The organism is Streptomyces sp. TLI_105, assembly GCF_900105415.1.
In the GTDB taxonomy this organism is placed as follows: domain Bacteria; phylum Actinomycetota; class Actinomycetes; order Streptomycetales; family Streptomycetaceae; genus Streptomyces.
Genome location: NZ_FNSM01000001.1, coordinates 1,540,541 through 1,562,211 on the forward strand (window position 1 = coordinate 1,540,541; position 21,671 = coordinate 1,562,211).

The 21,671-nt window shown below is 72.9% G+C and carries 22 protein-coding genes and 1 tRNA gene; 10 read left to right on the forward strand and 13 right to left on the reverse strand.

All coding sequences use genetic code 11. The annotated features are described in order from the left end of the window. Nucleotides 1-38 precede the first annotated feature (38 nt). A complete protein-coding gene (locus BLW86_RS07000) occupies nt 39-2,132 on the forward strand; it encodes an MDR family MFS transporter (RefSeq protein ID WP_093873210.1) in 2,094 nt (697 codons plus the stop codon). A gap of 35 nt (nt 2,133-2,167) precedes the next feature. Here BLW86_RS07000 and BLW86_RS07005 read toward each other — a convergent pair whose 3' ends face one another. Next, complete coding sequence (locus BLW86_RS07005; protein ID WP_093878540.1) at nt 2,168-2,614, reverse strand: YchJ family protein; 447 nt, start codon at nt 2,612-2,614, stop codon at nt 2,168-2,170. Nucleotides 2,615-2,728: 114 nt separating this feature from the next. Here BLW86_RS07005 and BLW86_RS07010 point away from each other — a divergent pair, with 114 nt between their 5' ends. Together BLW86_RS07010 and BLW86_RS07015 are read left to right on the forward strand one after the other, a co-directional pair. After that, nucleotides 2,729-4,081 (forward strand): 6-phospho-beta-glucosidase, encoded by a 1,353-nt coding sequence (locus BLW86_RS07010; RefSeq protein WP_093873211.1) that lies wholly within the window; start codon nt 2,729-2,731, stop codon nt 4,079-4,081. A 73-nt stretch (nt 4,082-4,154) separates the two neighbouring features. After that, nucleotides 4,155-6,044 (forward strand): M64 family metallopeptidase, encoded by a 1,890-nt coding sequence (locus BLW86_RS07015; RefSeq protein WP_093873212.1) that lies wholly within the window; start codon nt 4,155-4,157, stop codon nt 6,042-6,044. 75 nt (nt 6,045-6,119) lie between these two features. On the opposite strand, the gene BLW86_RS07020 is transcribed toward BLW86_RS07015, so the two are convergent. The 3 genes from BLW86_RS07020 to BLW86_RS07030 all read right to left on the reverse strand — a co-directional run bounded on the left by BLW86_RS07020 (nt 6,120) and on the right by BLW86_RS07030 (nt 8,112). Then, entirely contained in the window at nt 6,120-6,926 is an 807-nt protein-coding gene (locus tag BLW86_RS07020; RefSeq protein ID WP_093873213.1) for an SAM-dependent methyltransferase, read from the reverse strand. A 73-nt stretch (nt 6,927-6,999) separates the two neighbouring features. Continuing rightward, the gene (locus BLW86_RS07025; RefSeq protein WP_093873214.1) at nt 7,000-7,236 is read right to left on the reverse strand and encodes a DUF397 domain-containing protein; all 237 of its coding nucleotides are present in this window, start codon (nt 7,234-7,236) and stop codon (nt 7,000-7,002) included. Continuing rightward, complete coding sequence (locus BLW86_RS07030) at nt 7,237-8,112, reverse strand: helix-turn-helix domain-containing protein (protein WP_093873215.1); 876 nt, start codon at nt 8,110-8,112, stop codon at nt 7,237-7,239. Between the two features lie 271 nt (nt 8,113-8,383). On the opposite strand from BLW86_RS07030, the gene BLW86_RS07035 reads away from it, so the two are divergent. The 3 genes from BLW86_RS07035 (at nt 8,384) to BLW86_RS07045 (ending at nt 10,083) form a co-directional block, all read left to right on the forward strand. Further along, complete coding sequence (locus tag BLW86_RS07035; protein ID WP_093873216.1) at nt 8,384-8,815, forward strand: ATP-binding protein; 432 nt, start codon at nt 8,384-8,386, stop codon at nt 8,813-8,815. A 5-nt stretch (nt 8,816-8,820) separates the two neighbouring features. Beyond that, complete coding sequence (locus BLW86_RS07040; RefSeq protein ID WP_177181585.1) at nt 8,821-9,303, forward strand: hypothetical protein; 483 nt, start codon at nt 8,821-8,823, stop codon at nt 9,301-9,303. A gap of 69 nt (nt 9,304-9,372) precedes the next feature. Beyond that, nucleotides 9,373-10,083 carry a class I SAM-dependent methyltransferase gene (locus BLW86_RS07045; protein WP_093873217.1) on the forward strand — a complete coding sequence of 237 codons (711 nt, stop codon included), beginning with the start codon at nt 9,373-9,375 and terminating at the stop codon, nt 10,081-10,083. Between the two features lie 9 nt (nt 10,084-10,092). On the opposite strand, the gene BLW86_RS07050 is transcribed toward BLW86_RS07045, so the two are convergent. The 5 genes from BLW86_RS07050 to BLW86_RS07070 all read right to left on the reverse strand — a co-directional run bounded on the left by BLW86_RS07050 (nt 10,093) and on the right by BLW86_RS07070 (nt 13,462). After that, the gene (locus tag BLW86_RS07050) at nt 10,093-10,443 is read right to left on the reverse strand and encodes a zinc ribbon domain-containing protein YjdM (RefSeq protein ID WP_093873218.1); all 351 of its coding nucleotides are present in this window, start codon (nt 10,441-10,443) and stop codon (nt 10,093-10,095) included. 104 nt (nt 10,444-10,547) lie between these two features. Then, nucleotides 10,548-10,635 (reverse strand) — tRNA-Leu (locus tag BLW86_RS07055). 219 nt (nt 10,636-10,854) lie between these two features. Then, nucleotides 10,855-11,511, reverse strand: coding sequence for a class F sortase (locus tag BLW86_RS07060; protein WP_177181586.1), 657 nt, complete (start codon nt 11,509-11,511; stop codon nt 10,855-10,857). 302 nt (nt 11,512-11,813) lie between these two features. Then, nucleotides 11,814-12,362, reverse strand: a complete 549-nt coding sequence (locus tag BLW86_RS07065) for a hypothetical protein (RefSeq protein WP_093873220.1) — start codon at nt 12,360-12,362, stop codon at nt 11,814-11,816. Between the two features lie 155 nt (nt 12,363-12,517). Continuing rightward, nucleotides 12,518-13,462: a beta-ketoacyl-ACP synthase III gene (locus BLW86_RS07070; RefSeq protein ID WP_093873221.1), complete on the reverse strand. Its 945-nt coding sequence runs from the start codon at nt 13,460-13,462 to the stop codon at nt 12,518-12,520. A 246-nt stretch (nt 13,463-13,708) separates the two neighbouring features. Between BLW86_RS07070 and fdhD the strand changes: the two genes are divergently transcribed. Continuing rightward, entirely contained in the window at nt 13,709-14,536 is an 828-nt protein-coding gene (gene fdhD, locus BLW86_RS07075; protein WP_093873222.1) for a formate dehydrogenase accessory sulfurtransferase FdhD, read from the forward strand. A gap of 8 nt (nt 14,537-14,544) precedes the next feature. Here fdhD and BLW86_RS07080 read toward each other — a convergent pair whose 3' ends face one another. From BLW86_RS07080 to BLW86_RS07090, 3 genes are all read right to left on the reverse strand, one after another. Then, entirely contained in the window at nt 14,545-14,928 is a 384-nt protein-coding gene (locus BLW86_RS07080) for a hypothetical protein (protein ID WP_093873223.1), read from the reverse strand. After that, nucleotides 14,925-15,446, reverse strand: coding sequence for an isochorismatase family protein (locus BLW86_RS07085; protein WP_093873224.1), 522 nt, complete (start codon nt 15,444-15,446; stop codon nt 14,925-14,927). Before BLW86_RS07085 ends, BLW86_RS07080 begins: the two co-directional genes overlap by 4 nt. 85 nt (nt 15,447-15,531) lie before the next feature. After that, nucleotides 15,532-16,602: a bile acid:sodium symporter family protein gene (locus tag BLW86_RS07090; RefSeq protein WP_093873225.1), complete on the reverse strand. Its 1,071-nt coding sequence runs from the start codon at nt 16,600-16,602 to the stop codon at nt 15,532-15,534. Nucleotides 16,603-16,725: 123 nt separating this feature from the next. On the opposite strand from BLW86_RS07090, the gene BLW86_RS07095 reads away from it, so the two are divergent. Continuing rightward, nucleotides 16,726-17,592 (forward strand): LysR substrate-binding domain-containing protein, encoded by an 867-nt coding sequence (locus BLW86_RS07095; protein WP_093873226.1) that lies wholly within the window; start codon nt 16,726-16,728, stop codon nt 17,590-17,592. A 396-nt stretch (nt 17,593-17,988) separates the two neighbouring features. Continuing rightward, nucleotides 17,989-19,812, forward strand: a complete 1,824-nt coding sequence (locus BLW86_RS07100) for an AMP-dependent synthetase/ligase (RefSeq protein ID WP_093873227.1) — start codon at nt 17,989-17,991, stop codon at nt 19,810-19,812. A 108-nt stretch (nt 19,813-19,920) separates the two neighbouring features. Here the strand turns inward: BLW86_RS07100 and BLW86_RS41480 are convergent, their stop codons facing one another. Further along, entirely contained in the window at nt 19,921-20,523 is a 603-nt protein-coding gene (locus tag BLW86_RS41480) for a hypothetical protein (protein ID WP_143060234.1), read from the reverse strand. 246 nt (nt 20,524-20,769) lie between these two features. On the opposite strand from BLW86_RS41480, the gene BLW86_RS07110 reads away from it, so the two are divergent. Next, nucleotides 20,770-21,654 (forward strand): aldo/keto reductase, encoded by an 885-nt coding sequence (locus BLW86_RS07110; protein WP_093878542.1) that lies wholly within the window; start codon nt 20,770-20,772, stop codon nt 21,652-21,654. Nucleotides 21,655-21,671: the final 17 nt, after the last annotated feature.

The window sequence follows — 21,671 nt, forward strand, 5'->3', positions numbered from 1 at the left end:
CGCATGCGTGAGGACGGTGGCGGTGTGACGCTGCGAGGGTGACCACGACCAGCGACGCAGCGCCCGCACCCCCGGCCGCCACCGAGCCACCCGTGCTCGACAGCCGCCGCCGCAACATCGTCTTCGGCACGATCATGCTGGGTGTCCTCCTCGCCGCCCTCGACCAGACGATCGTCGGCACCGCCCTGCCCACGATCGTCTCGGACCTCGGCGGCGCCGCCCACATGTCGTGGGTGGTCACCTCGTACCTGCTGGCGGAGACGGTCGCGACCGTCCTCGTCGGCAAGTTCGGCGACCTCTTCGGCCGCAAGGTGATCTTCCAGATCTCCGCGGTCGTCTTCATCACCGGCTCGTTCCTCTGCGGGCTCGCCACCAACATGACGCTGCTGATCGTCTGGCGCGGCCTCCAGGGCGTCGGCGCCGGCGGTCTGATGGTCACCTCGATGGCGCTCATCGCCGATGTGATCCCCCTGCGCGACCGCGGCAAGTACCAGGGCGCGATCGGAGCCGTGTTCGGCGTCTCGACCGTCATCGGCCCGCTCCTCGGCGGTCTGTTCACCGACCACCTCAGCTGGCGCTGGGCCTTCTACGTGAACGTCCCCATCGCGATCCTCGTCGTCATCGCCGCCGCCCGCTCGATCCCCTCGGTCCGCTCCGCGAGCCGGCCGGTCATCGACTACGCCGGCATCGCGTTCGTCGCCGTCGGCTCCAGCGCCCTGATCCTGGCGACCAGTTGGGGCGGGAACGAGTACGCCTGGGGCTCCGGCGTCATCATCGGGCTCTTCGCGGGCGGTCTCGTCGCCCTGGCCCTGTTCTGCTGGGTCGAGACCCGGGCGGTCCAGCCCATGCTGCCCATGCGGCTGTTCCGGAACCCGGTCTTCACCGTCTGCTCCGTGCTCAGCTTCGTGGTCGGCTTCGCCATGCTCGGCGCGATGACCTTCCTGCCGACCTATCTGCAGTACGTCGACGGGGAGTCGGCGACCATGTCCGGCATCCGCACCCTGCCCATGGTCATCGGTCTGCTCATCGCCTCGATCTTCAGCGGCAACGTCGTCAGCAAGACCGGCCACTACCGGGTCTTCCCCATCGTCGGGTGTCTGGTGATGGGCGTCGGCCTCTTCCTTCTCTCCCTCATGGGGCCGGACACCGGCACCTGGCTGGAGTCGCTGTACATGTTCGTCCTCGGCGTCGGCATCGGCCTGTGCATGCAGGTCCTGACCATCGCCGTGCAGAACACCGTCGACTACGCCGACCTCGGCACCGCCACCTCCGGCGTCACCTTCTTCCGCACCCTCGGCAGCTCCTTCGGCACGGCCGTCTTCGGCACGATCTACGCCAACTCCCTCCGGCCCAACCTCACCAGCGGGGTCGTCGAGGCCGCCGCCGTCGCCAGGCGCCTCGGCGTGGACTCGGCCGGGATCGCGCAGGCCGCGCAGAGCCCGGCCGGCCTGCACGCTCTCCCGGACCGGGTCGCCGAGCCGATCGTCCAGGCGTACGCGGACACCCTGCAGACCGTCTTCCTCTGGACGGTGCCGGTCGCGGCCGTCGGCTTCGTCGTCGCCCTCTTCCTCAAGCAGGTCGAGCTGCGCGACTCGGCCCGCTCCGCCGCCCCCGACATGGGCGAGGGCTTCGGCTCCCCCACCATGTCCGGCGACTCGGAGAGGCTCCTCGAACTGGTCGTCGGCCGGATCCTGCGGCGCACCGACTACGAGACGGCCCGGAGGATCGTCGCCGCGTCCGACACCCGGCTCGACATGGCCGGGGCCTGGGCGGTGATGCAGGTCGAACTCTTCACGCGGACGGTCGGGCACGCGAGCCTCGGCCTGATCTCGGCCGGCCGGCGGGTGCCGCCCGAGGTGCTGCTGCCGGTCTTCGACCGGATGGTCGACGAGGGCTTCCTCACCCGCGACGGCAATCTGCTCTCCCACACGCCGGCGGGCAAGCGCGAGGCGGACGTCATCACACACGCCTGGGGCGAGTGGCTCTCCGACGTGGTCGCGCAGGAGCGCGGCCGGCCCAGCGGGCCCGAGCTGCGGGTGGCGACGGACGCCATCGCCAAGAAGATCGTCGCCGAGGACCTCGCGAGCGGGCTCCCGAGGGAACGGGTGACGGTGGGCGCGGGCGCGCGCTGAGCCGGGAGCCGGCCCGGCCGGGCAAGAGGCCCGGCTCAGTCGAGGAAGTCGCCGTCCACGTACACCCACGCACCCTCGTGGCGGGCGAAACGGCTCCGCTCGTGGAGGGAACCGGCCTCGCCCCCGTGGAGGTAGCGGGCCGTGAAGGTGACGGTGCCGTGCTGGTGGAAGGCCGTGCCCTCGGTGGCCCCCTCGATCTCCAGACCGGCCCAGCGCGTCCCGGGGTCGAAGTCCACCTCTCCCGGCCGTGTCCCCGGCGCCCAGGTGCGCAGCAGATAGGCCTCGTCGCGGACGACGAAGGCGCTGTAGCGGGAGCGCATGAGGAGCTCGGCGGTGGGCGCCGTGCCGCCGGTGCCCGAGTGGAACCGGCCGCAGCACGCGCCGTACGCGGCGTCGAGACCGCAGGGGCAGGGCGAGGTCGCGGTCACGGCGGGCGCGGCGGCGGCCGGGGACGTGCGGGGGCGGGTCTTGCGTCGGGACATGGCGTCATTGTCCCCCACCCGGAGGGCCGCGGAGGCGCCCGGCATGTGGACGTCCCCGTGGACGGCGGCCCGGAATCCCGCTGCTCGGAGAGCCCGCCCGAGTAGCGTACGAGCATGAAACTGACGATTCTCGGAGGCGGCGGATTCCGGGTGCCGCTGGTGTACGGCGCCCTGCTCGGCGACCACGCCGAGGGGCGGGTCACCCACGTCACCCTGTACGACCTCGACGAGGGGCGGCTCTCGGCCATCGCGCGGGTCCTCGCGGACCAGGCGGAGGGGGTTCCGGACGCGCCGGCGGTGACGGCGACGACGGACCTCGACGAGGCGCTGCGCGGGGCGGACTTCGTGTTCTCGGCGATCCGGGTCGGCGGTCTGGAGGGGCGGGCGGCCGACGAGCGGATCGCGCTCGCCGAGGGCGTGCTCGGCCAGGAGACGGTGGGGGCGGGCGGCATCGCGTACGGGCTGCGGACCGTGCCCGTGGCGGTGCGCATCGCCCGGAGGATCGCCGAACTCGCCCCCGAGGCCTGGGTCATCAACTTCACCAACCCGGCCGGGCTGGTCACGGAGGCGATGTCCCGGGTGCTCGGCGACCGGGTCGTCGGCATCTGCGACTCCCCCGTGGGCCTCGGCCGCCGGGTCGCCCGCGTCCTGGGCGCGAACCCGGACGAGGCCTGGATCGACTACGTGGGCCTCAACCACCTGGGCTGGCTGCGGGGACTGCGGGTCGGCGGCCGGGACGTGCTGCCGCGGCTGCTCGCCGACGAGGAGGCGCTCGGCTCCTTCGAGGAGGGCCGGCTCTTCGGCCCGGAGTGGCTGCGCTCGCTCGGCGCGATCCCCAACGAGTACCTGCACTACTACTACTTCAACCGGGAGGCAGTCCACGCCTACCGGACGGCCGAGCGGACGCGCGGAGCGTACCTGCGGGACCAACAGGGCGCCTTCTACGAGGAGATGAGCAAGCCCGGCGCCCCGGGCACCACCGCCCTCGACACCTGGCACCGCACGCTCGCCGACCGCGAGGCCACCTACATGGCCGCCAACCGGGAGGCCGCCGGGATCGGGGAGCGCGACGAGGAGGACCTGGAGTCGGGCGGCTACGAGAAGGTGGCGCTCGCGCTCATGCGGGCGATCGCCCGGGACGAGCGGACCACGCTGATCCTCAACGTGCGCAACGGCTCGACGCTCTCGGTGCTCGACGCGGACGCGGTGATCGAGGTGCCGTGCTTCGTGGACGCGAACGGCGCCCACCCGGTGTCGGTGGCCCCGCTGCCGTACCACGCCGTCGGTCTGGTGACCGCCGTGAAGGCGGTGGAGCGCGAGGTCCTCGCCGCCGTGGAGAGCGGCTCGCGGGCGACGGCCGTCAAGGCCTTCGCGCTGCACCCGCTGGTGGACTCGGTGGCGGTGGCCCGCCGACTCGTGGAGGGCTACACGGCGGAGCACCCGGGACTGGCCTGGCTGCGAAGCTGAGATGGCCGAGCGACGAACGGACGGCTGACGAACACCTTTACGAGGCAGGGGGCGCGGCCTAGGCTCGCGCCCCATGACCTCACAGCGCAAGGGAGTTCGACGTGCGGCGGCCCGCCTCGCCGCGGTCTGTCTGCTGGCCGCCGGGCTGGTGGGAACCACGCCGGCGGCCGCCGGGACACCCACGTCGGGCGGGGGGCCGGCCGTCGTCCCCGTGCAGACCACCGGGCCCGCCGACCGGCGGTTCAACCTGGTGTTCATGGGCGACGGCTACACCGCGGCGGAGATGCCGGCGTTCCGGACGGACCTGGAACGGCACCTCGACACCCTGTGGAGCATCGAGCCCTTCGCCTCGTACCGCTCGTACATCAACGTGTGGGCGGTGGAGGTCCCCTCGGCGGAGTCCGGCGTGGACTGCGACCCGGGTCTCACCGCCCCCGCCCGCGACACGGCGCTCGACATGGGCTTCTGGGGCGGCTGCGATCCGGACAGCGTGCAGCGGCTGCTCACCGTCGACAGCCGGAAGGCCGGCGCGCTCGCCGACCTCGTCCCCGGCACCAGTCGCGCCAACCGGCAGGTCGTCGCCCTCGCCCACAGCGACACCTACGGCGGCGCGGGCGGGAGTTACGCCACGGCCTCCGGCGGCAACGCGCTCTCCTCGCTCATCACCCCGCACGAGATAGGGCATTCGCTCGGCGGCCTCCAGGACGAGTACGACTACTACGCGCGCGGGGTCCCGGGCGGGTCCTACGAGGGTCCCGAACCCTCCTCCACCCACCACACGCTCCTGACGGAGGGGCAGATGCGGGAGCAGCGGGCCAAGTGGTGGCGCTGGCTCGGCGAGGAGAGCGAGTCCGGCGGGGTCATCGGCCGCCACGAGGGCGGGATGTACAGCACGAAGGGCGTCTGGCGCCCGAGCCGGCACTCCCTCATGAAGACCCTCGGCTACGCCTTCGACCAGGTGGAGCGCGAGGTGATGGTCCGGGCGATCTCGGCGAAGGTGAACCTGGTCCAGGACCACACCCCGGACACGGCGCCGATCGGGGCGGACCGCACGGTGTGGGTGGACACCCTGCACCCGGTGGGCGGCGCGCTCTCCGTGACCTGGAAGCTGGACGGACGGACCCTCGACACCCGCGGCGCCCGCACCGTCGACCTGCGCGGGCTGCGGGTCTCCCCCGGGACGCACACCCTGACGGCGACGGTCACCGACCCGACGCCCTTCGTCCGCGACCCGGCGGTCCGCGCCTCGGCGGCGCTCACCCGGACGATCAGCTGGACGGTGGACCCGTCGCTGACCACCGTGCGGAGTCCGGAGGTTCCCGGCTTCACCGGGCACACCCCGACCGGCTCCCCCGTCGGCTCCCGGAGCGTCGTCCACGCGGAGACCACCCACGCCGTGGACGCCACCCCCGCCGTGCGCTGGCGGCTGGACGGCCGGCCGGTCGCGACGGCCGACCGGGACGACCGTGACCTGGACCTGCGCGCGCTGCGGATCGCGCCCGGGACGCACACCCTCACGGCCCGTCTCGCGGGCACGGACGAGGAGTTGGGCTGGACGGTGGACGCCCGCCCGGCCACGGCCGCGTACGAACTGTCCGAGCCGCTGCGGACGGTACGGCGTCCCGGGCGCCCCGTGGAGTACGTCTACGACGGCGCGTTCACGATGCGGCTGACCGCGCGGGACGACCAGGAGGGCGCCGCGGTGAGCCAGTTCCGGGTCGACGGCGACGGCTGGTACACGTACTACGGCTGGCCGACGGACGCCTCCGCGCCCTTCCGCTTCTCGCCGGGCGGCACGGTGATCGACGACCTGGTGTACGGGAAGCTGGGCCGGAGCCGGGCGGTGCCGTGGGACGACGCGACCCCGGACTACGGCACGCACACCGTCGAGTACCGGACGATCGACGCGGCCGGAAACATCGGCCGGGCGCGGAGCTTCCTGGTGACGCTGCTGGAGCCGTAGCAGGACGAAGGGGGCCCGCCGACGATGTCGGCGGGCCCCCTTCGCGTACGGACCGTCTCTCGCGTACGGATCGGGTCAGGGCTTGCGGGCCACCGCGGCCCACCCCGGGATGGGGTCGTCGCCCTGGACCGGGACGGGCTCGCCCAGCTCCGGGTGCCACTCGGCGGTGAGCGAGACCCCGGGCTCGACGAACTCGAGACCGTCGAAGAACGCGGCCAGCTCGTCGCGCGAGCGGGGCCGCAGGGTCAGGCCGCGCGCCTTGTACATGGCAGCGGCCTGCGCCGCGCCCTCGGGGTTGAAGTCCCCGGTGACGTGCGAGAGGACGAGGTAGCTGCCCGGCGCGAGCTTCTCGACGATCTTGGAGACCAGTTCGTACGCGCCGTCCTCGTCCCCCACGAAGTGCAGCAGGGCGAGCATCGACAGTGCGATGGGCTGGTCGAAATCAAGGACCTTTCCGGCCCTTTCGAGGATGACCTCGGGCTCGCGGGCGTCCGCCTGGATGTACTCGGTGGCCCCCTCCGGGGTCGAGCGCAGCAGGGCGGCCGCGTGCGCGAGCACGATCGGGTCGTTGTCGCAGTAGACGATGCGGGACTCCGGCGCGGCCTCCTGCGCGATCTGGTGCAGGTTGGGCTCGGTCGGGATGCCCGTGCCGACGTCCAGGTACTGACGGACGCCGTGGGCGCTGAGCCAGCGGATGGCGCGGTGCATGAAGGCCCGGTTGACGCGGGCCATGTCCCGGCCCCGGGCGTCGACGGTGAGCAGCTGGCGTGCCATCGCCTCGTCGACCGGGTAGTTGTCCTTGCCGCCCAGGAACCAGTCGTACATGCGCGCCGGATGCGGCTTGCTGGTGTCGATCCGTACGGATGCGGGGTCCTGGGTCATCGGCTCTCCTGGTCGGGATGAACGGGTGGCGCTGCTACAAGAGTTACGCGATGGTAGGGCTGGGACGGAAGGTTCAGGTGAGCAGAAAGTCAGCCTGACCGGATTTGGCGCCCTGGATGAAAGCGGCGATCTCCCCGTGGGTGTAGATGAGCGCTGGTCCTCCAGGGTCTGCGGACTGTCGCACGGCGACTCTGCCGTCGGCCAGCTTCATGGCCTCCACGCAGTTGCCCCCGTTCCCACCGCTCCAGGGCTTGTGCCAACCCTCGGCACCGAGCTCCGCGGCGGGCATGCCGTTGTATATGCGATCCATTCACAGCTCCTTGCGGAGATTCCGGAGAATCTCCTTCGTGCGTTGTGCAGTCGCGGCCTGCGCCGCCATGCGGTCCATGACCTCCAGGTGGGATGCCACCTCGGGACGCGCGTCGAGATAGACCGCGCCGGTCAGGTACTCGCTGTAGACCATGTCCGGGAGTTCGGGCATGGCGAAGCGGAAGAGGACGAACGGTCCGTAGGTGCCGGGGTGGTGGCCGGACGCGAACTCCGCGATCTGCAGGGTGACGTTCGGCAGCTCGGACGCTTCGAGCAGCCGGTCGAGCTGGTCGCGCATCACTTCGGGCCCGTCACCGACCGGTCGGCGGAACACCGTCTCGTCCATGATCACCCAGAGCTTCGGGGCGTCGTCCCTGGTCAGCAGGGACTGGCGCTCCATCCGCAGGGCTACATGGCGCTCGGCGTCCTCGTCCTTGCCGGCATCACTGCCGACACCGACCGCCCCGCTGCGCAGAATGGCGCGGGCGTACTCCTCGGTCTGGAGCAGACCGGGGACGAACTGGGGTTCATAGGCCCGGATGAGGCTGGCCGCCCCCTCCAGGCTGACGTACATGGAGAACCAGCCGGGCAGCACGTCGTGGAACCGCTGCCACCAGCCGGGGAGGTTGGCCTCCTCCGCGAGGGCGATGAAGCCCTCCGCCTCGGAGTCCGTGATCCCGTACTCCTTCAACAGGAGCTGCACGTACGGGATCTTCAGCGCGACCTCGGCGGTCTCCATCCGCCGGACGGTGGCCGGGGCCACCCGGAGGATCTTCGCCGCCTCTTCCCGCTTCATGCCGGCCCGCTCACGCAGGTCCTGCAGACGCTTCCCGAGGACGACCTGTCCCACCGTGGGGGCGGACCGCGGCTCGCTCACTCCCAGACCTCCCCGACGCACTGTTTCGACGAGTGTGCCACGAAGCCGGGCCAGAGAGAACACAGCACTCTGCAATTTTCAGAGTGCCACTTGCCAAGTGTCCGGCGCAGGAGGACAGTGTTCCGGTGAACCAGTACACGCTGCCGCCGTGCGCCACCGCGCCACGACGACAGCGCCGTACGGCAGTCCTGCCCACTGTTGTGAGGAACCGGTCGTGGCTTCTGGTAACGCGCAGCCCTCAGGTCTCATGAGCCCTCGAGCCCCTCGGGTCATGGCCCAGCGCCCGCAGCACCACACCGATCCGGTCCGCCGCTTCGCCTTCGAGCTCCCGGCCCTCACCGGCTCCGTCGCCCGGGCCCGCCGGCTCGCGGAGGAGCGGCTCATCCTCTGGGGCTGCGGCCCCGAGATACGCGACACGGTCGCCCTCGTCGTCTCCGAGCTCGTCACCAACGCCGTCGTGCACACCGCCAGCGACCGCGTCGTCTGCGAGCTCCGCGAGGGCGAGGACACCCTGCGGATAGCCGTACGGGACGAGGGCGGCCCCGCCGGGCCCCGGATGCGCGACTGCGGCGAGGACGAACGCGGCCGCGGACTCCTCATCGTCGACGCGCTCTGCACCGCCTGGGGCGCCGACCGCACCGGCCTCGGCACGGCACAGATCGTCTGGGCGGAACTCGCCCACGGCATGGGGGAACCGTGCTGAGGTCGATGGCGATCCGCATGCTCCCGCGGTCCTTCAGGACCCCCGAGACCGCCTCCGTGCCGGTCCCGCGCCGCTCGCCGGAATCCCTCCTCGGCCCCGGCGACCTCATCCGGGGCGCGCACGAGCTCGGCGCCACCCGCCTCTCCGTGCCCGTCGGACTCCACACCGGGCTCGGCTGCGACGCCGTCGGCGTCCCCGCCCGCTTCGGCTTCAAGATCCTCTCCCGGCTCCCCGCCAAGGGCTGCGTCTACGCCGACTCCGACTGGTGGTGGTGGCTCGTCCCCGCCGGCTCCGACCACGACCTCACCTGGCCGCTGCCCGCCTGCTACGCGCCCGGCGCCGAGATCCCGGACCGCGGCCCGCGCCTCATCCACCACCCCGACGGCACCTCCCCCTACACCCCGCCGATCCCCCTCTACCTCCTCGTCTGCCAACTGACGGGAACCGCCCCGTCCTGGCCGGCGCCCTCGGTGGGCAGCACGCTCTGACCGGTACGGCTCGCGCCGACGGCCTCCGCTGTGCACCGCTCCGACCCGCACACCCCCTAGGCTCGGTGCATGTTCACCCCGCAGGGCCCCAGCCTCCGCGAACTGGCCGTCCAGGCCCTCTCCTCGGTCGAGCACGGCTACGACCTGCTCGCGGGCAAGTTCGACGCGACGCCGTTCCGCACCTCCGACCGGCTCCTGACCGCGGTCGCCGACACGCTCAAGGCCCTCGGCCCCTTCGGCTCGGGCCTCGACGTCTGCTGCGGCACCGGCGCCGGCCTCGGCGTCCTCCGCTCGGTCTGCGCGGGCCGGGTCACGGGCGTCGACTTCAGTACGGGCATGCTGGCCCGGGCCCGGGAGGCCCACCCGGACGCCGACCTGGTCCGCGCCGACGCCCTGGCCCTCCCCTTCGCCCCGGCCTTCGACCTGGCGGTCAGCTTCGGCGCCTTCGGCCACTTCCTCCCGGCCGCCCAGCGCGCGCTCTTCGCCCAGGTCCACGCGGCCCTGCGCCCCGGCGGCACCTTCGCCTTCCCGCTCCCCGCACCCCCGCCGGTCGGATCGCGCCTCTACTGGACCCTGTGGGGCTTCGACGCGGCGATGCGCGTCAGGAACGCCCTCTGGCGGCCGCCGTTCGTCATGTACTACCGCACCTTCCGCCTCGCGGACGTCCGCACCCGACTGGAGGAGTCGGGCTTCGAGGTCACCCTCGTCCCGATCGAATCCCTCGGCCACCGCGAGGACGGCAGCCCGCGGTGCAGGCTGGTGGTGGCACGGAAGGCGTAGGGGCGCGCGTCAGGCCTTCTTGACCACGCTGGACTTGAGCTGCATGGCGCCGAAGCCGTCGATGCGGCAGTCGATGTCGTGGCCGTCGACGCCGTCGACGAGGCGGATGTTGCGGACCTTGGTGCCGGCCTTGATGCCGGAGGGGTTGCCCTTGACCTTGAGCGCCTTCACGACGGTCACGGTGTCGCCGTCGCTCAGCACGTTGCCGACGGCGTCCTTGATCACACGCTCCCCCGCGGTGTCGGCGGCGTCCTCGGCGGGGATCCACTCGTGGCCGCACTCCGGGCACACCACGAGGTCGTTCATCTCGTAGGTGTACTCGCCGGCGCACTGGGGGCAGGGGGGAATGGTGTCGTTCACGCCCCCAGGATAAGCGGCGCCCACGCCCGTGACCTCGGACGACGGCCCGTCGGCGGGGAAACGGAAAGTGCCGGTCGATACGAGATCGACCGGCACTTTCCGTGTGGTGTCCGAGGGGGGACTTGAACCCCCACGCCCGATAAAGGGCACTAGCACCTCAAGCTAGCGCGTCTGCCATTCCGCCACCCGGACCAGGTGTGATTGTCGTTCCGGGGTTTCCCCCGCGGCGACAGAGATAACTCTACCAGGGGTTCGCGGTGCCTTTCACCAGCGTTTCCCATGGTCAACCGGTACCCGGTGGGAGCCCGGCGCCCCCCGACGCCGGCTCCGTGGAGGCCACACTGACGACCGGCACGCGGTCCAGGCCAATCCTTCGGCGGGAGTCCGTCAGGTCGGTTGACCTGGAAGAGGTCAGCGGACCTCGACCAGGCGGGCCGAGACCACCACGTTGCCCGCGTAGCCGCTCTCCTCGGTGAAGGTGCCGCCGCAGGTGATCAGCCGCAGTTCGGGGACGCCCGCGTCCCCGTAGACCCGCCGGGCGGGGAAGCCCTCCTTGGGGACGACCTCCACCCCGTACACGGCGAAGACGGCGGTCCTGCCGTCCCGCCGGACGACCTCCACGCGGTGCCCCTTGCCGAGGGCCCCGAGGTCGTAGAAGACGGCCCGGCCGTTCGGGGTGTCGACATGCCCGACGACGACGGCGGTGCCGCGCTCACCGGGGGTGACCGCCCCGGTGAACCAGCCCGCCAGCCGGTCGTCCTCGGGCGGCGGCGCCTCGATCCAGCCGTCGGCGTCGAGCCCGACCGCGGTGACGGGCGCGTCGACGCGGACGGCGGGGACGCGGACCCGGACGGGGGGCGAGGCGGGCAGCGGGGCGGGGACGGACACGGGCGCGAGGGCGGCGAGTCCGGCCCGTGTCCCGTCGGGCGCGGCCGCGGCGAGGGGCTGCGGCGGGCCGACGGCCGCGAACTCCCCCGTACCGCCGCGCACGAGGTGCACCCCGACGAGGAGGACGACGGCGACGACGCCCCAGGCGCCGCGCCCTCCCGTACCGTCCGAACGCCCCACTTCCGCCCTCCTCCGCCTTCCGCGCGTAGGGCCTGTCCGACAAATGGCGTCGGATCAGGCCGGGTCGTCCGGTGCGTGCGATCGGCGTGCGGCCGGGACGCCCTCGAATGGGGACTCCCCTGCTCGAGCGAAGCCGAGAGCTTGGGGAAGGAGCTACTTGGGCGTCCCGGCCGTGCGGCGAACGTGCGTGCCGGGCGGGCCGGACCCGACGGGAATTGTCGGACAGGCCCTGGCGCCCCTCCGTCCCGGACCTCGTCACACCGGGGCGGAGGGGCCGTTTCGGGTCCCCCGGGTACGGGCCGTCAGGCGCGGCCGTCGGCGTGGCGGCGGGTCAGCACGACGGCGGCGCCGAGCGCTCCGGCGATGAGCAGGACGCCGGTGACCAGTTCGGTGGCGCCGAGCCCGTCGGCGTCCGCGCCGGAGGCGGCGGTGCCGTAGCCGGCCTTCACGCCCTTGTGGGCTCCGGTGTGCGTGCCGGTGTCGTGCCCGGTGTTCCCGCCGGTGTCGCCCTGGGCGATGGCGAGCCGGGTGGTGCCCCGCTCGCCCTTGCAGTCGAAGGTGATCTCGTACTCGGTGCCGACCTTGGCGTCGAGGTCCACGGTCGCGGTGCCCGGACGGCCCTCGTTGAGGGTCACGGTCTCGAACACGGTGGAGGTGACGGTCACGGAGGGCACTTCGCAGCCGTCGGACGTGAGGGTGACGGTGCCGCCGGGGGCGATCGTCGCGGGGGTGACGGAGAAGCCGAACGACGTGATGTCGTGGTCGCCGTCGTCGGCCGTCGCCAGGGGCGCGACCGTCACGACGGCGACGGCGCCGAGCAGGGCGGCGGAAGCGGCACGTATCACGCGCATGGCGGTCCTCCAGATCACGGGAGGGCCCCGGAGGCGGATCGATTCCGCGGCCGGAAGGGGACGACCCTCACCGCGATCGAAGCTAGGTCCGCCCCCGGCGCGCCGCCACCGGGCTCCGCCGAACGGGGCACGGCGGCCGGGAGGACCCGGGGGGTCTACGGGACGCGGACGACCTGTCCGGCGTAGGAGAGGTTGCCGCCGAAGCCGAAGAGGAGCACCATCCCCCCGGAGGGGAGCTCGCCGCGCTCGACCAGCTTGGCGAGGGCGAGCGGGATGGAGGCGGCCGAGGTGTTGCCGGAGTCGACGACGTCACGGGCGACGACGGCGTTGACGGCGCCGATCTTCGCGGCGAGCGGCTCGATGATCCGCAGGTTGGCCTGGTGCAGGACGACGCCCGCGAGCTCCTCGGGGGTGATGCCGGAGCGCTCGCAGGTCTTCCGGGCGAGGGCGGGCAGCTGCTGGGTGGCCCAGCGGTAGACGGACTGGCCCTCCTGGGCGAAGCGGGGCGGGGTGCCCTCGATGCGGACGGCGTGGCCCATCTCCGGGACCGAGCCCCACAGGACCGGGCCGATGGCGCCGGTGTCGGTCTCGGTGGCCTCGACGATCGCGGCGCCGGCCCCGTCACCGGTGAGGACGCAGGTGGTGCGGTCGGTCCAGTCGGTGATCTCGGTCATCTTGTCGGCGCCGATGACGAGGGCGCGGCGGGCCGCCCCGGCCCGCACCGCGTGGTCGGCGGTGGCGAGCGCGTGGGTGAAGCCGGCGCAGACCACGTTGAGGTCCATGGTGGCGGGCGAGCCCATGCCGAGGCGGGCGGCGACGCGGGCGGCCGTGTTGGGCGAGCGGTCGATCGCGGTGGAGGTGGCGACGAGGACGAGGTCGATGTCGCCGGCGGTGAGGCCGGCGGCGGCGAGGGCCTTGCCGGCCGCGTGGGCGGCGAGCTCGTCGACGGGCTCGTCGGGGCCCGCGACGTGCCGGGTGCGGATGCCGACCCGGCTGAGGATCCATTCGTCGCTCGTGTCGACCAGTTCGGCGAGGTCGTGGTTGGTCAGCACCTTGGCGGGCTGGTAGTGCCCGAGCGCGGCAATGCGAGTGCCCGTCATACTCGGGACCCCCTAGGTGGTTCGTTCGTCCGGCAGGATCCCCCAGTCTTGCCAGCGACTGATCAGTAACAGGTGACGTAAACCACCAACATTCCCCCGTATCGCTTGGCCGACCGTGACAAGGCCCCGGGCCCGGCACGGCTGCCCGCCCGGCTCCGGACGTGCGTTCGGCGGAGGAGTGTGGCGGAGAATGGGGGCCGTCAGGGCCTTCCCGGCCTTCCCGCGGAGAGAATCGAGTGCGTCACGATGGGACGGGTCACCGAGCGAAGGCGTGTCCTGCGGATCCGGGGCGGTGCGGTCAACACGCGGCCCGACACCCTGGTGGCGGAGGAGCCGCTGGAGATCCGGCTGAACGGACGCCCGATCGCGATCACCATGCGCACGCCGGGCGACGACTTCGCGCTCGCGGCCGGTTTCCTGGTGAGCGAGGGGGTCCTGGCGGCGGCGTCGGACGTGCGGAACATCGTGTACTGCGCGGGCGCCACGGACGACGGCCGGAACACGTACAACGTGGTGGACGTGCAGCTCGCCCCCGGCGTGGCGGTCCCGGACATCTCGCTGGAGCGGAACGTCTACACGACGTCCTCGTGCGGACTGTGCGGCAAGGCCAGCCTGGACGCGGTCCGCACCACGGCCCGCTTCCCGATCGCCGACGCTCCCCCGCTCCGGATCGCCCCCGGGCTGCTGTCCCTGCTCCCGGAGCGGCTGCGGGCGGCGCAGCGGGTCTTCGACTCGACCGGCGGGCTGCACGCGGCGGCGCTGTTCACGGAGGACGGCGAGCTGCTCGACGTACGGGAGGACGTGGGCCGGCACAACGCCGTGGACAAGCTGGTCGGGCGGGCGCTGCGGGAGGGGCTGCTGCCGCTGGAGCGGGCCGTGCTGCTGGTGTCGGGGCGGGCCTCGTTCGAGCTGGCGCAGAAGGCCGTGATGGCGGGGATCCCGGTGCTCGCCGCGGTGTCCGCGCCGTCCTCGCTCGCCGTGGACCTGGCCGCCGAGACGGGCCTGACCCTGGTCGGCTTCCTGCGCGGGCCGGACATGAACGTGTACGCGGGCGAGCACCGGATCGCGCTCTGAGGGTCCCGTCAGTTCTTCGGCGGGTCGATCATCTGGAGGGTGAGGGTGGCCGGGGGCGGGGCGATGCCGGGGCCGCCGGCGGCCGTCCAGGCGAGGATGTCGTCGAGGCAGTCGTCGTCCACGGTGAAGCCGATCCAGGCGGCCCGTCCGCCGCGCCGCCGGCCCTCGGTGGAGGGCTGGACCACGACGACGTTCGCCTGGGCGCAGGGTCCGAGGCAGTCGCTGGTGCGGACGGCGAGCCGGCCGCCGGAGGCCGCGGCGGCCTCGCGGAGGCGGGCGAGCTGTCCGGCGTGGTCGGTGCCGGGGTTCTTGCGGGCGTCGCCGCAGCAGCAGCCGCGGCAGACGACCAGGGAGCAGGGGCGGGCCCCGTACCGTATCGGCACCGGGGTCACTCGGGGCCGTCCAGGGTGATCGCGGAGACCGGTGCGACCGTGCCGAGGCGCGGGAAGTCGAGGTCGACGGAGGCGCGGTGCTCGTCGGCGGTGAGGGCGGACATGGCGTCCTCCGCGAAGACGAGGTCGTAGCCCAGGTCGCAGGCGGCGCGCGCGGTGGACTCGACGCCGAGGTTGGTGGCGATACCGCCGAGGACCAGGGTGGTGGCGCCGAATCCGGCGAGCAGCTCGTGGAGTCCGGTGTCCTGGAAGCCGCCGATGGTGCGCTTGACGACGACGGGGTCGCCGTCCCGGACGAGGTCGGGGACGAGCTCGCTGCCGGGCGGCTGGGCGTCGACGTTCGGCCGTTCGACGCGGAGGTGGACGACGGGCGCGCCGGCGGTCCGGAAGGTGTCGGCGAGCCGGGCGGAGGCGGCGAGGACGTCGGTGCCGGGGCGGGGGGCGAGGGGCAGCGCGACGATGCGTTCCATCAGGTCGACGAGGACGAGCGCGGTGCTGCCGGGATCGAGTGCGGGCATGGGAGCACCGTAGCGGCCCGGATGATCATCCCGGGCGGGGCGTGGGTGTGATCCGGCCGACGGAGGAGCGGGCGGGCCCGCGGGGTCACGCGCCCGGCGTCGGGACCCCGGGTGTGCGGGCCGTTTCCTTCGCCGCGGCCACCGGACCCGCGGCGGGTTCCGGGTCGCGGGAGCGGCGCTTCGCGATGACCGCGCAGACCATCAGCTGCATCTGGTGGAAGAGCATCAGCGGCAGCACGGCGAGGGAGGCCTGCGGGCCGAAGAGGACGCTCGCCATCGGCAGCCCGGCCGCCAGGCTCTTCTTGGAGCCGGCGAACTGGATCGCGATCCGGTCGGCCCGGTCGAAGCCGAGGCGGCCGGCCCCGTACCAGGTCGCGGTCAGCATCACCGCGAGGAGCACGGCCTCGACGGCGAGCAGCAGTCCCAGCCGGGCGGGGGTCACCAGGTGCCAGATGCCGGCGGTCATGCCCTGGCTGAAGGCGGTGTGGACGACGAGGAGGATCGAGCCCCGGTCGACGTATCCGAGGACCTTCTTGTGGCGGACGAGGAAGGCTCCGACCCAACGGCGCAGGAACTGCCCGGCCAGGAACGGCACGAGGAGCTGGAGCACGATCTTCAGGAGCGCGTCGGCGGAGAGGCCGCCCGCGCTGTCGCCGAGGAGCAGCGCCGCGAGCAGCGGGGTGAGGACGATGCCGGCGAGCGAGGAGAACGAGCCGGCGCAGATCGCGGCGGGCACGTTGCCCCGGGCGATCGAGGTGAACGCGATGGAGGACTGGATGGTGGACGGCACCAGGCAGAGGAAGAGGAAGCCGCTGTAGAGCTGCGGGGTGAGGACGCCGGGGACGAGGCCGCGCGCGGCGAGGCCGAGGAGCGGGAAGAGCAGGAAGGTGGAGCCGAGGACGGTGAGGTGGAGCCGCCAGTGCTTGAGGCCGTCGAGGGCCTCGCGGGTGGAGAGCCGGGCCCCGTAGAGGAAGAAGAGCAGGGCGACGGCCCCGGTCGACGTGCCCTTCATGACGCTCGCGGTGGCGCCCGAGGCGGGGAGGAGCACGGCGAGGACGACCGTGCCGAGCAGCGCGAGGACGTACCCGTCGACGGGCAGCCAGGACGGCAGGCGGAGGGGACGGCGTGCGGTACGGGCGGGCGTGCGGGGGGTCATGGGCTCCACTGCTCTGTGCACTGCTGGGGTGGGTCGCGCCCGTCCATCCTGCTCCACGGCCCGGTGATCGGGAATCCCGTACAGTGCTCTGACTGTCATCACGGTTCGCGATAACGTCGGGGAATGTACGAGCCCACCCAGCTGCGCACCTTCCTCGCCGTGGCCCAGACGCTGAGCTTCACGCGGGCCGCGGGCCGGCTCGGGCTGCGCCAGTCGACCGTCAGCCAGCACGTACGGCGCCTGGAGGAGGCGACGGGGCGTCCGCTGTTCGCCCGGGACACGCATCGCGTGGAGCTGACGGAGGACGGCGAGGCGATGCTCGGTTTCGCGCGCACGATCCTCCAGGCACACGAGCGGGCGGCGGCCTTCTTCGGCGGGACGCGGCTGCGGGGACGGCTGCGCTTCGGCGCCTCGGAGGACTTCGTGACGACCCGGCTGCCGGAGATCCTGGAGTCCTTCCGGCGCGAGCACCCCGAGGTCGACCTGGAGCTGACGGTCGAGCTGTCCGGGACGCTCCAGGCCCGGCTCGCGGCCGGCCGGCTCGATCTGATCCTGGCCAAGCGGCGCGGGGCCGAGAGCGAGGGCCGGCTCGTCTGGGAGGACACGCTCGTCTGGATCGGGGCGCCGGGGCTGCGGCTGGATCCGGACCGTCCGGTGCCGCTGATCCTGTACCCGCCGCCGGGGATCACCCGGGCTCGGGCCCTGGAGGCCCTGGAGGCGCAGGGCCGGGCGTGGCGGATCGCGTGCACGAGCTCCAGCCTGAGCGCGAACGTGGCGGCGGCCCGCGCGGGGCTCGGGGTGATGGCGCACACGCGGGGCCTGGTGCCGCCGGGGCTCGTCCCGGTGCCGGCCCGCGCGGGGCTCCCGGAGCTCGGGGACGTGGGTTTCGTGCTGCGCAAGGGCCGCCGGGGCGGGGAGACCCAGGAGGCGGCGGACGCCCTCGCGGAGGCGATCCTGGCGGGCGGCGACCGCCTGCACCGGCCGCGCTGAGCGGGGCGCGACCGCCGCACCGGCCGCGCCGAGCGGAGGGTCCTCCCGCCGCACCCGGCTCGCCGGGCGGGCGGCGCTCGGCGTACCCGGTGGGCAGGGCTCGGCGTGCCCGGTGGGCGGCGAGAAGGCGCCACGGGGGCGCTTCGGGGGTGGGGGCGTGAGCGGCCGGTACAGATTCCGTGGAGATTCACCCCCGGAGGGCGTACCGTCTGGTCGGTAACCGCCCCGGGCCGTCCTCGCCTTGGCGACCTCACCTGCCCTGACCTGTGAGAACGCGGAATGTCCCGGCTTGGTGAAGCTCCTCCCGCAGGCCGGTCGGGTGGGGTACCGTCACCCGCGCCGTACGGAGCGCGACAACAGGCTTTTCCAGCCACCGAGCCGTCGAGGAGCAGGTCAGTGCGCGAGTTCACCGTGCCGCCCGTCGAGGCGGCGCCTCAGGTCGGCGGTCTGGCGGACGCCGTGTTCGACCACGCCCTCGCCGACCCCCACCGGGTCGCCTTCGGCCGGAAGGGCCCGGACGGGGCGTGGCACGACGTGACCGCCGCGCGGTTCCGGGACGAGGTGACGGCCCTCGCGAAGGGGCTGATCGCGGAGGGCGTGCGGTTCGGCGACCGGGTCGCGATCATGGCCCGGACCCGGTACGAGTGGACGCTCTTCGACTTCGCGCTGTGGACGCTGGGCGCGCAGCCCGTGCCGGTCTACCCGACCTCCTCCGCCGAGCAGGTCTTCTGGATGCTGCACGACGCCGAGGTCACGGCCTGCGTGGTGGAGCACGAGGACCACGCGATGACGATCGGTTCGGTGATCGACCGGCTGCCCCGGCTCCAGCGGCTGTGGCAGCTGGACGCGGACGCGGTGGGCGAACTGACGGCGGCGGGCGCGGACATCGACGAGGAGGTCGTGCACCGGCACCGGCGGGCGGTGACCCCGGAGACGATCGCGACCGTCATCTACACCTCGGGGACGACCGGCCGTCCCAAGGGCTGTGTGATCACCCACGCGAACCTGATGTTCGAGACGGACATGGTGATGGGCCGCTGGGAGCCGGTCTTCCGCTCCAAGCCCGACGAGCAGGCCTCGACGCTGCTGTTCCTGCCGCTCGCGCACGTCTTCGGGCGGATGGTGGAGGTCGCGGCGGTCCGCGGCGGGGTGAAGCTGGGGCACCAGCCGGTGATGGCGGCGGCCGAACTGCTCCCGGACCTGGTCGCGTTCCGGCCGAGCTTCGTCCTGGCCGTGCCGTACGTCTTCGAGAAGGTCTTCCGCGCGGCCCGCCGCAAGGCGGAGAGCGAGGGGAAGGCCGGGCCCTTCGACAAGGCCGTCGAGGTGGCCGTCGCGTACGCGGAGGCGCTGGAGCAGAAGGCCTTCGGGACCGGGCCGGGGCCGTCGGCGGCGCTGCGCGTGCAGCACCAGTTCTTCGAGAAGACGGTGTACGTCAAGGTGCGCGCGGCCCTGGGCGGGCGGGTGCGGCACGCGATGTCGGGCGGTTCGGCCATGGACCGCAGGCAGGGGCTGTTCTTCGCGGGCGCGGGCATCACGGTCTTCGAGGGGTACGGCCTCACCGAGTCCTCGGCCGCCGCCACGGCGAACCCGCCCGGACGGACCAAGTACGGCACCGTGGGCCAGCCGGTCCCCGGGACGACGGTCCACATCGCGGAGGACGGCGAGGTGTGGCTGCACGGCGGCCAGGTCTTCTCCGGCTATCTGAACGCTCCGGAGGCGACGGCCGCCGTCCTCAACGACGGCTGGCTGGCCACCGGGGACATCGGCGCCCTCGACGAGGACGGCTATCTGACGATCACCGGGCGGAAGAAGGAGATCCTGGTGACCTCGGGCGGCAAGAGCGTCTCCCCCACCGCGCTCGAGGAGCGGGTGCGGGCGCATCCGCTGATCGCCCAGTGCATCGTGGTCGGCAACGACCGGCCGTACATCGCCGCGCTCGTGACGGTCGACCAGGAGGCGGTGGACCACTGGCTCGCGATGCAGGGGCGGGCGCCGCTCTCCCCGGCCGAGCTGGTGCGCGATCCGGCCCTGGAGACGGAGATCCGGCGCGGGGTGGTGGCGGCGAACACACTGGTCTCGCAGGCGGAGTCGATCCGGACCTTCCGGATCCTGGCGCATCCGTTCAGCGAGGAGCACGGGCTGCTCACGCCCTCGCTGAAGCTGAAGCGGAGGGCGATCGAGCGGGCGTACGCGGCGGAGGTCGCGGCGCTGTACGGCTGAGGACGCCGACGACCGGCGCATGCCGGGACCGGTGCACGCCGGGGCCGGTGCACGCCGGGGCCGGCGCACCTCGGCGACCGGCGCACGACCGGCCCGGCGACCGGCCGGTCAGAGCAGGTCGGCGAGCGGCTCCACCGTCTCCCACCGGCTGAGGTACTCGGTGGCGCCGTGCGGGTCGAAGTTCCGGTTCCTGACCCGCCGGGTGCGCTCCAGCACCGCGTCGTCCTCCGGGAGGAGCCTGCGCAGCCGCAGCGTGGCCACGATGAAGTCGTCTCCGTCGGCCACGTTCACCCAGCGCTTGAGGTGGGCCGGGGAACGCATCGGCAAGGGCCGCAGACGACCCTTGAGGATCGAGCGCAGCCCGAGCGGCGAACCGAAGGTCACGAGCAGCGGCAGCGGGCCGTCGAGCCGGTGCAGGGCCTCGTAGGCGACGACCGTGCCCAGCGAGTGGGCCAGGACCGCCTTGGTGTCGGGCGTCACCTGGGAGAGCACCGCCTCGATGGCGCCCTCGCGGACCCGCTCGTCCTCCAGGTACGCCGCCACCTGGCCGAGGACCAGCGGAAGGCGCTGGGCGCGACCCATCCCGTCGTCACGATCACCCGCTACAACCTCGTCACGCTCAAGGCCGAGCCGGGTGGTCCGGAGGCGGCGCTCGGGGAGCTCGACCGACTCCTTGAGGACCGTCTGGCCCGGTACGGGAACCCGGACCACCCCGAGGTGGTCACGACCCGGTTCGGGCGGGCCCGGATCCTCGCGTGCCTCGGCCGGACGGAGGAGGCGGTCGCGCTCCTCCGCGAGGTCTGCGCCGACCGGGCGCGGGTCCTCGGGGAGGGGAACGCGGCCACGCGGGAGGCCCTGGCGGAGCTGGCACGGCTCACGGAGGGGCGAGCCGGCGCCGTCGCCCCGGCGAGCGGACCGGTTCCCTCTGGAATGCGTACGGCCGCTCGTCCGTTGATCATGGGAGTACGAACACGACGACGTAAGGATCCATCCCACGTGAGCAAGGACAGCAACGTTCCCTCGGTCACCCTGAACAACGGCGTGGAGATGCCGCAGCTGGGCTTCGGCGTCTGGCAGGTGCCGGACGACGAGGCGACGGCCGCCGTGGCGACGGCCCTGGAGGCCGGGTACCGCTCCATCGACACCGCCGCGATCTACGACAACGAGCGGGGCACCGGCCGTGCCGTCGCCGAGTCGGGGATCGCCCGCGAGGAGCTGTTCGTCACCACGAAGCTGTGGAACAGCGAGCAGGGCTACGACTCGACGCTGCGCGCCTTCGACACGTCCCTCGACAGGCTCGGGCTCGACTACGTCGACCTCTACCTGATCCACTGGCCGGTGCCGGCGAAGGACGCCTACGTCGACACGTACCGGGCGTTCGAGAAGATCCATGCGGACGGGCGCGCGAAGGCGATCGGCGTCTCGAACTTCCTGCCGGAGCACCTGGAGCGGCTGATCGGCGAGACCGACGTCGTGCCCGCCGTCAACCAGATCGAGCTGCACCCGCAGCTCGCCCAGCGGGAGTCGCGCGACGCGCACGCGCGGCACGGCATCGCGACCGAGGCGTGGTCGCCGCTCGGCTCCGGCAAGGGCCTCCTGGAGGTCCCGGCGATCGTGGCGATCGGCCGCAAGCACGGGCGGACGCCGGCCCAGGTGGTGCTGCGCTGGCACCTCCAGCTGGGGAACGTGGTGATCCCGAAGTCGGTCACCCCCTCGCGCATCCGCGAGAACATCGACGTCTTCGGCTTCGAGCTGGACGCCGAGGACCTGGCGGCGATCGCCGCCCTCGACGAGGACCGCCGACTCGGCCCGGACCCGGCCGGGTTCAACGTCGGTGCCTGAAGGAGGCGGAGGGGGTG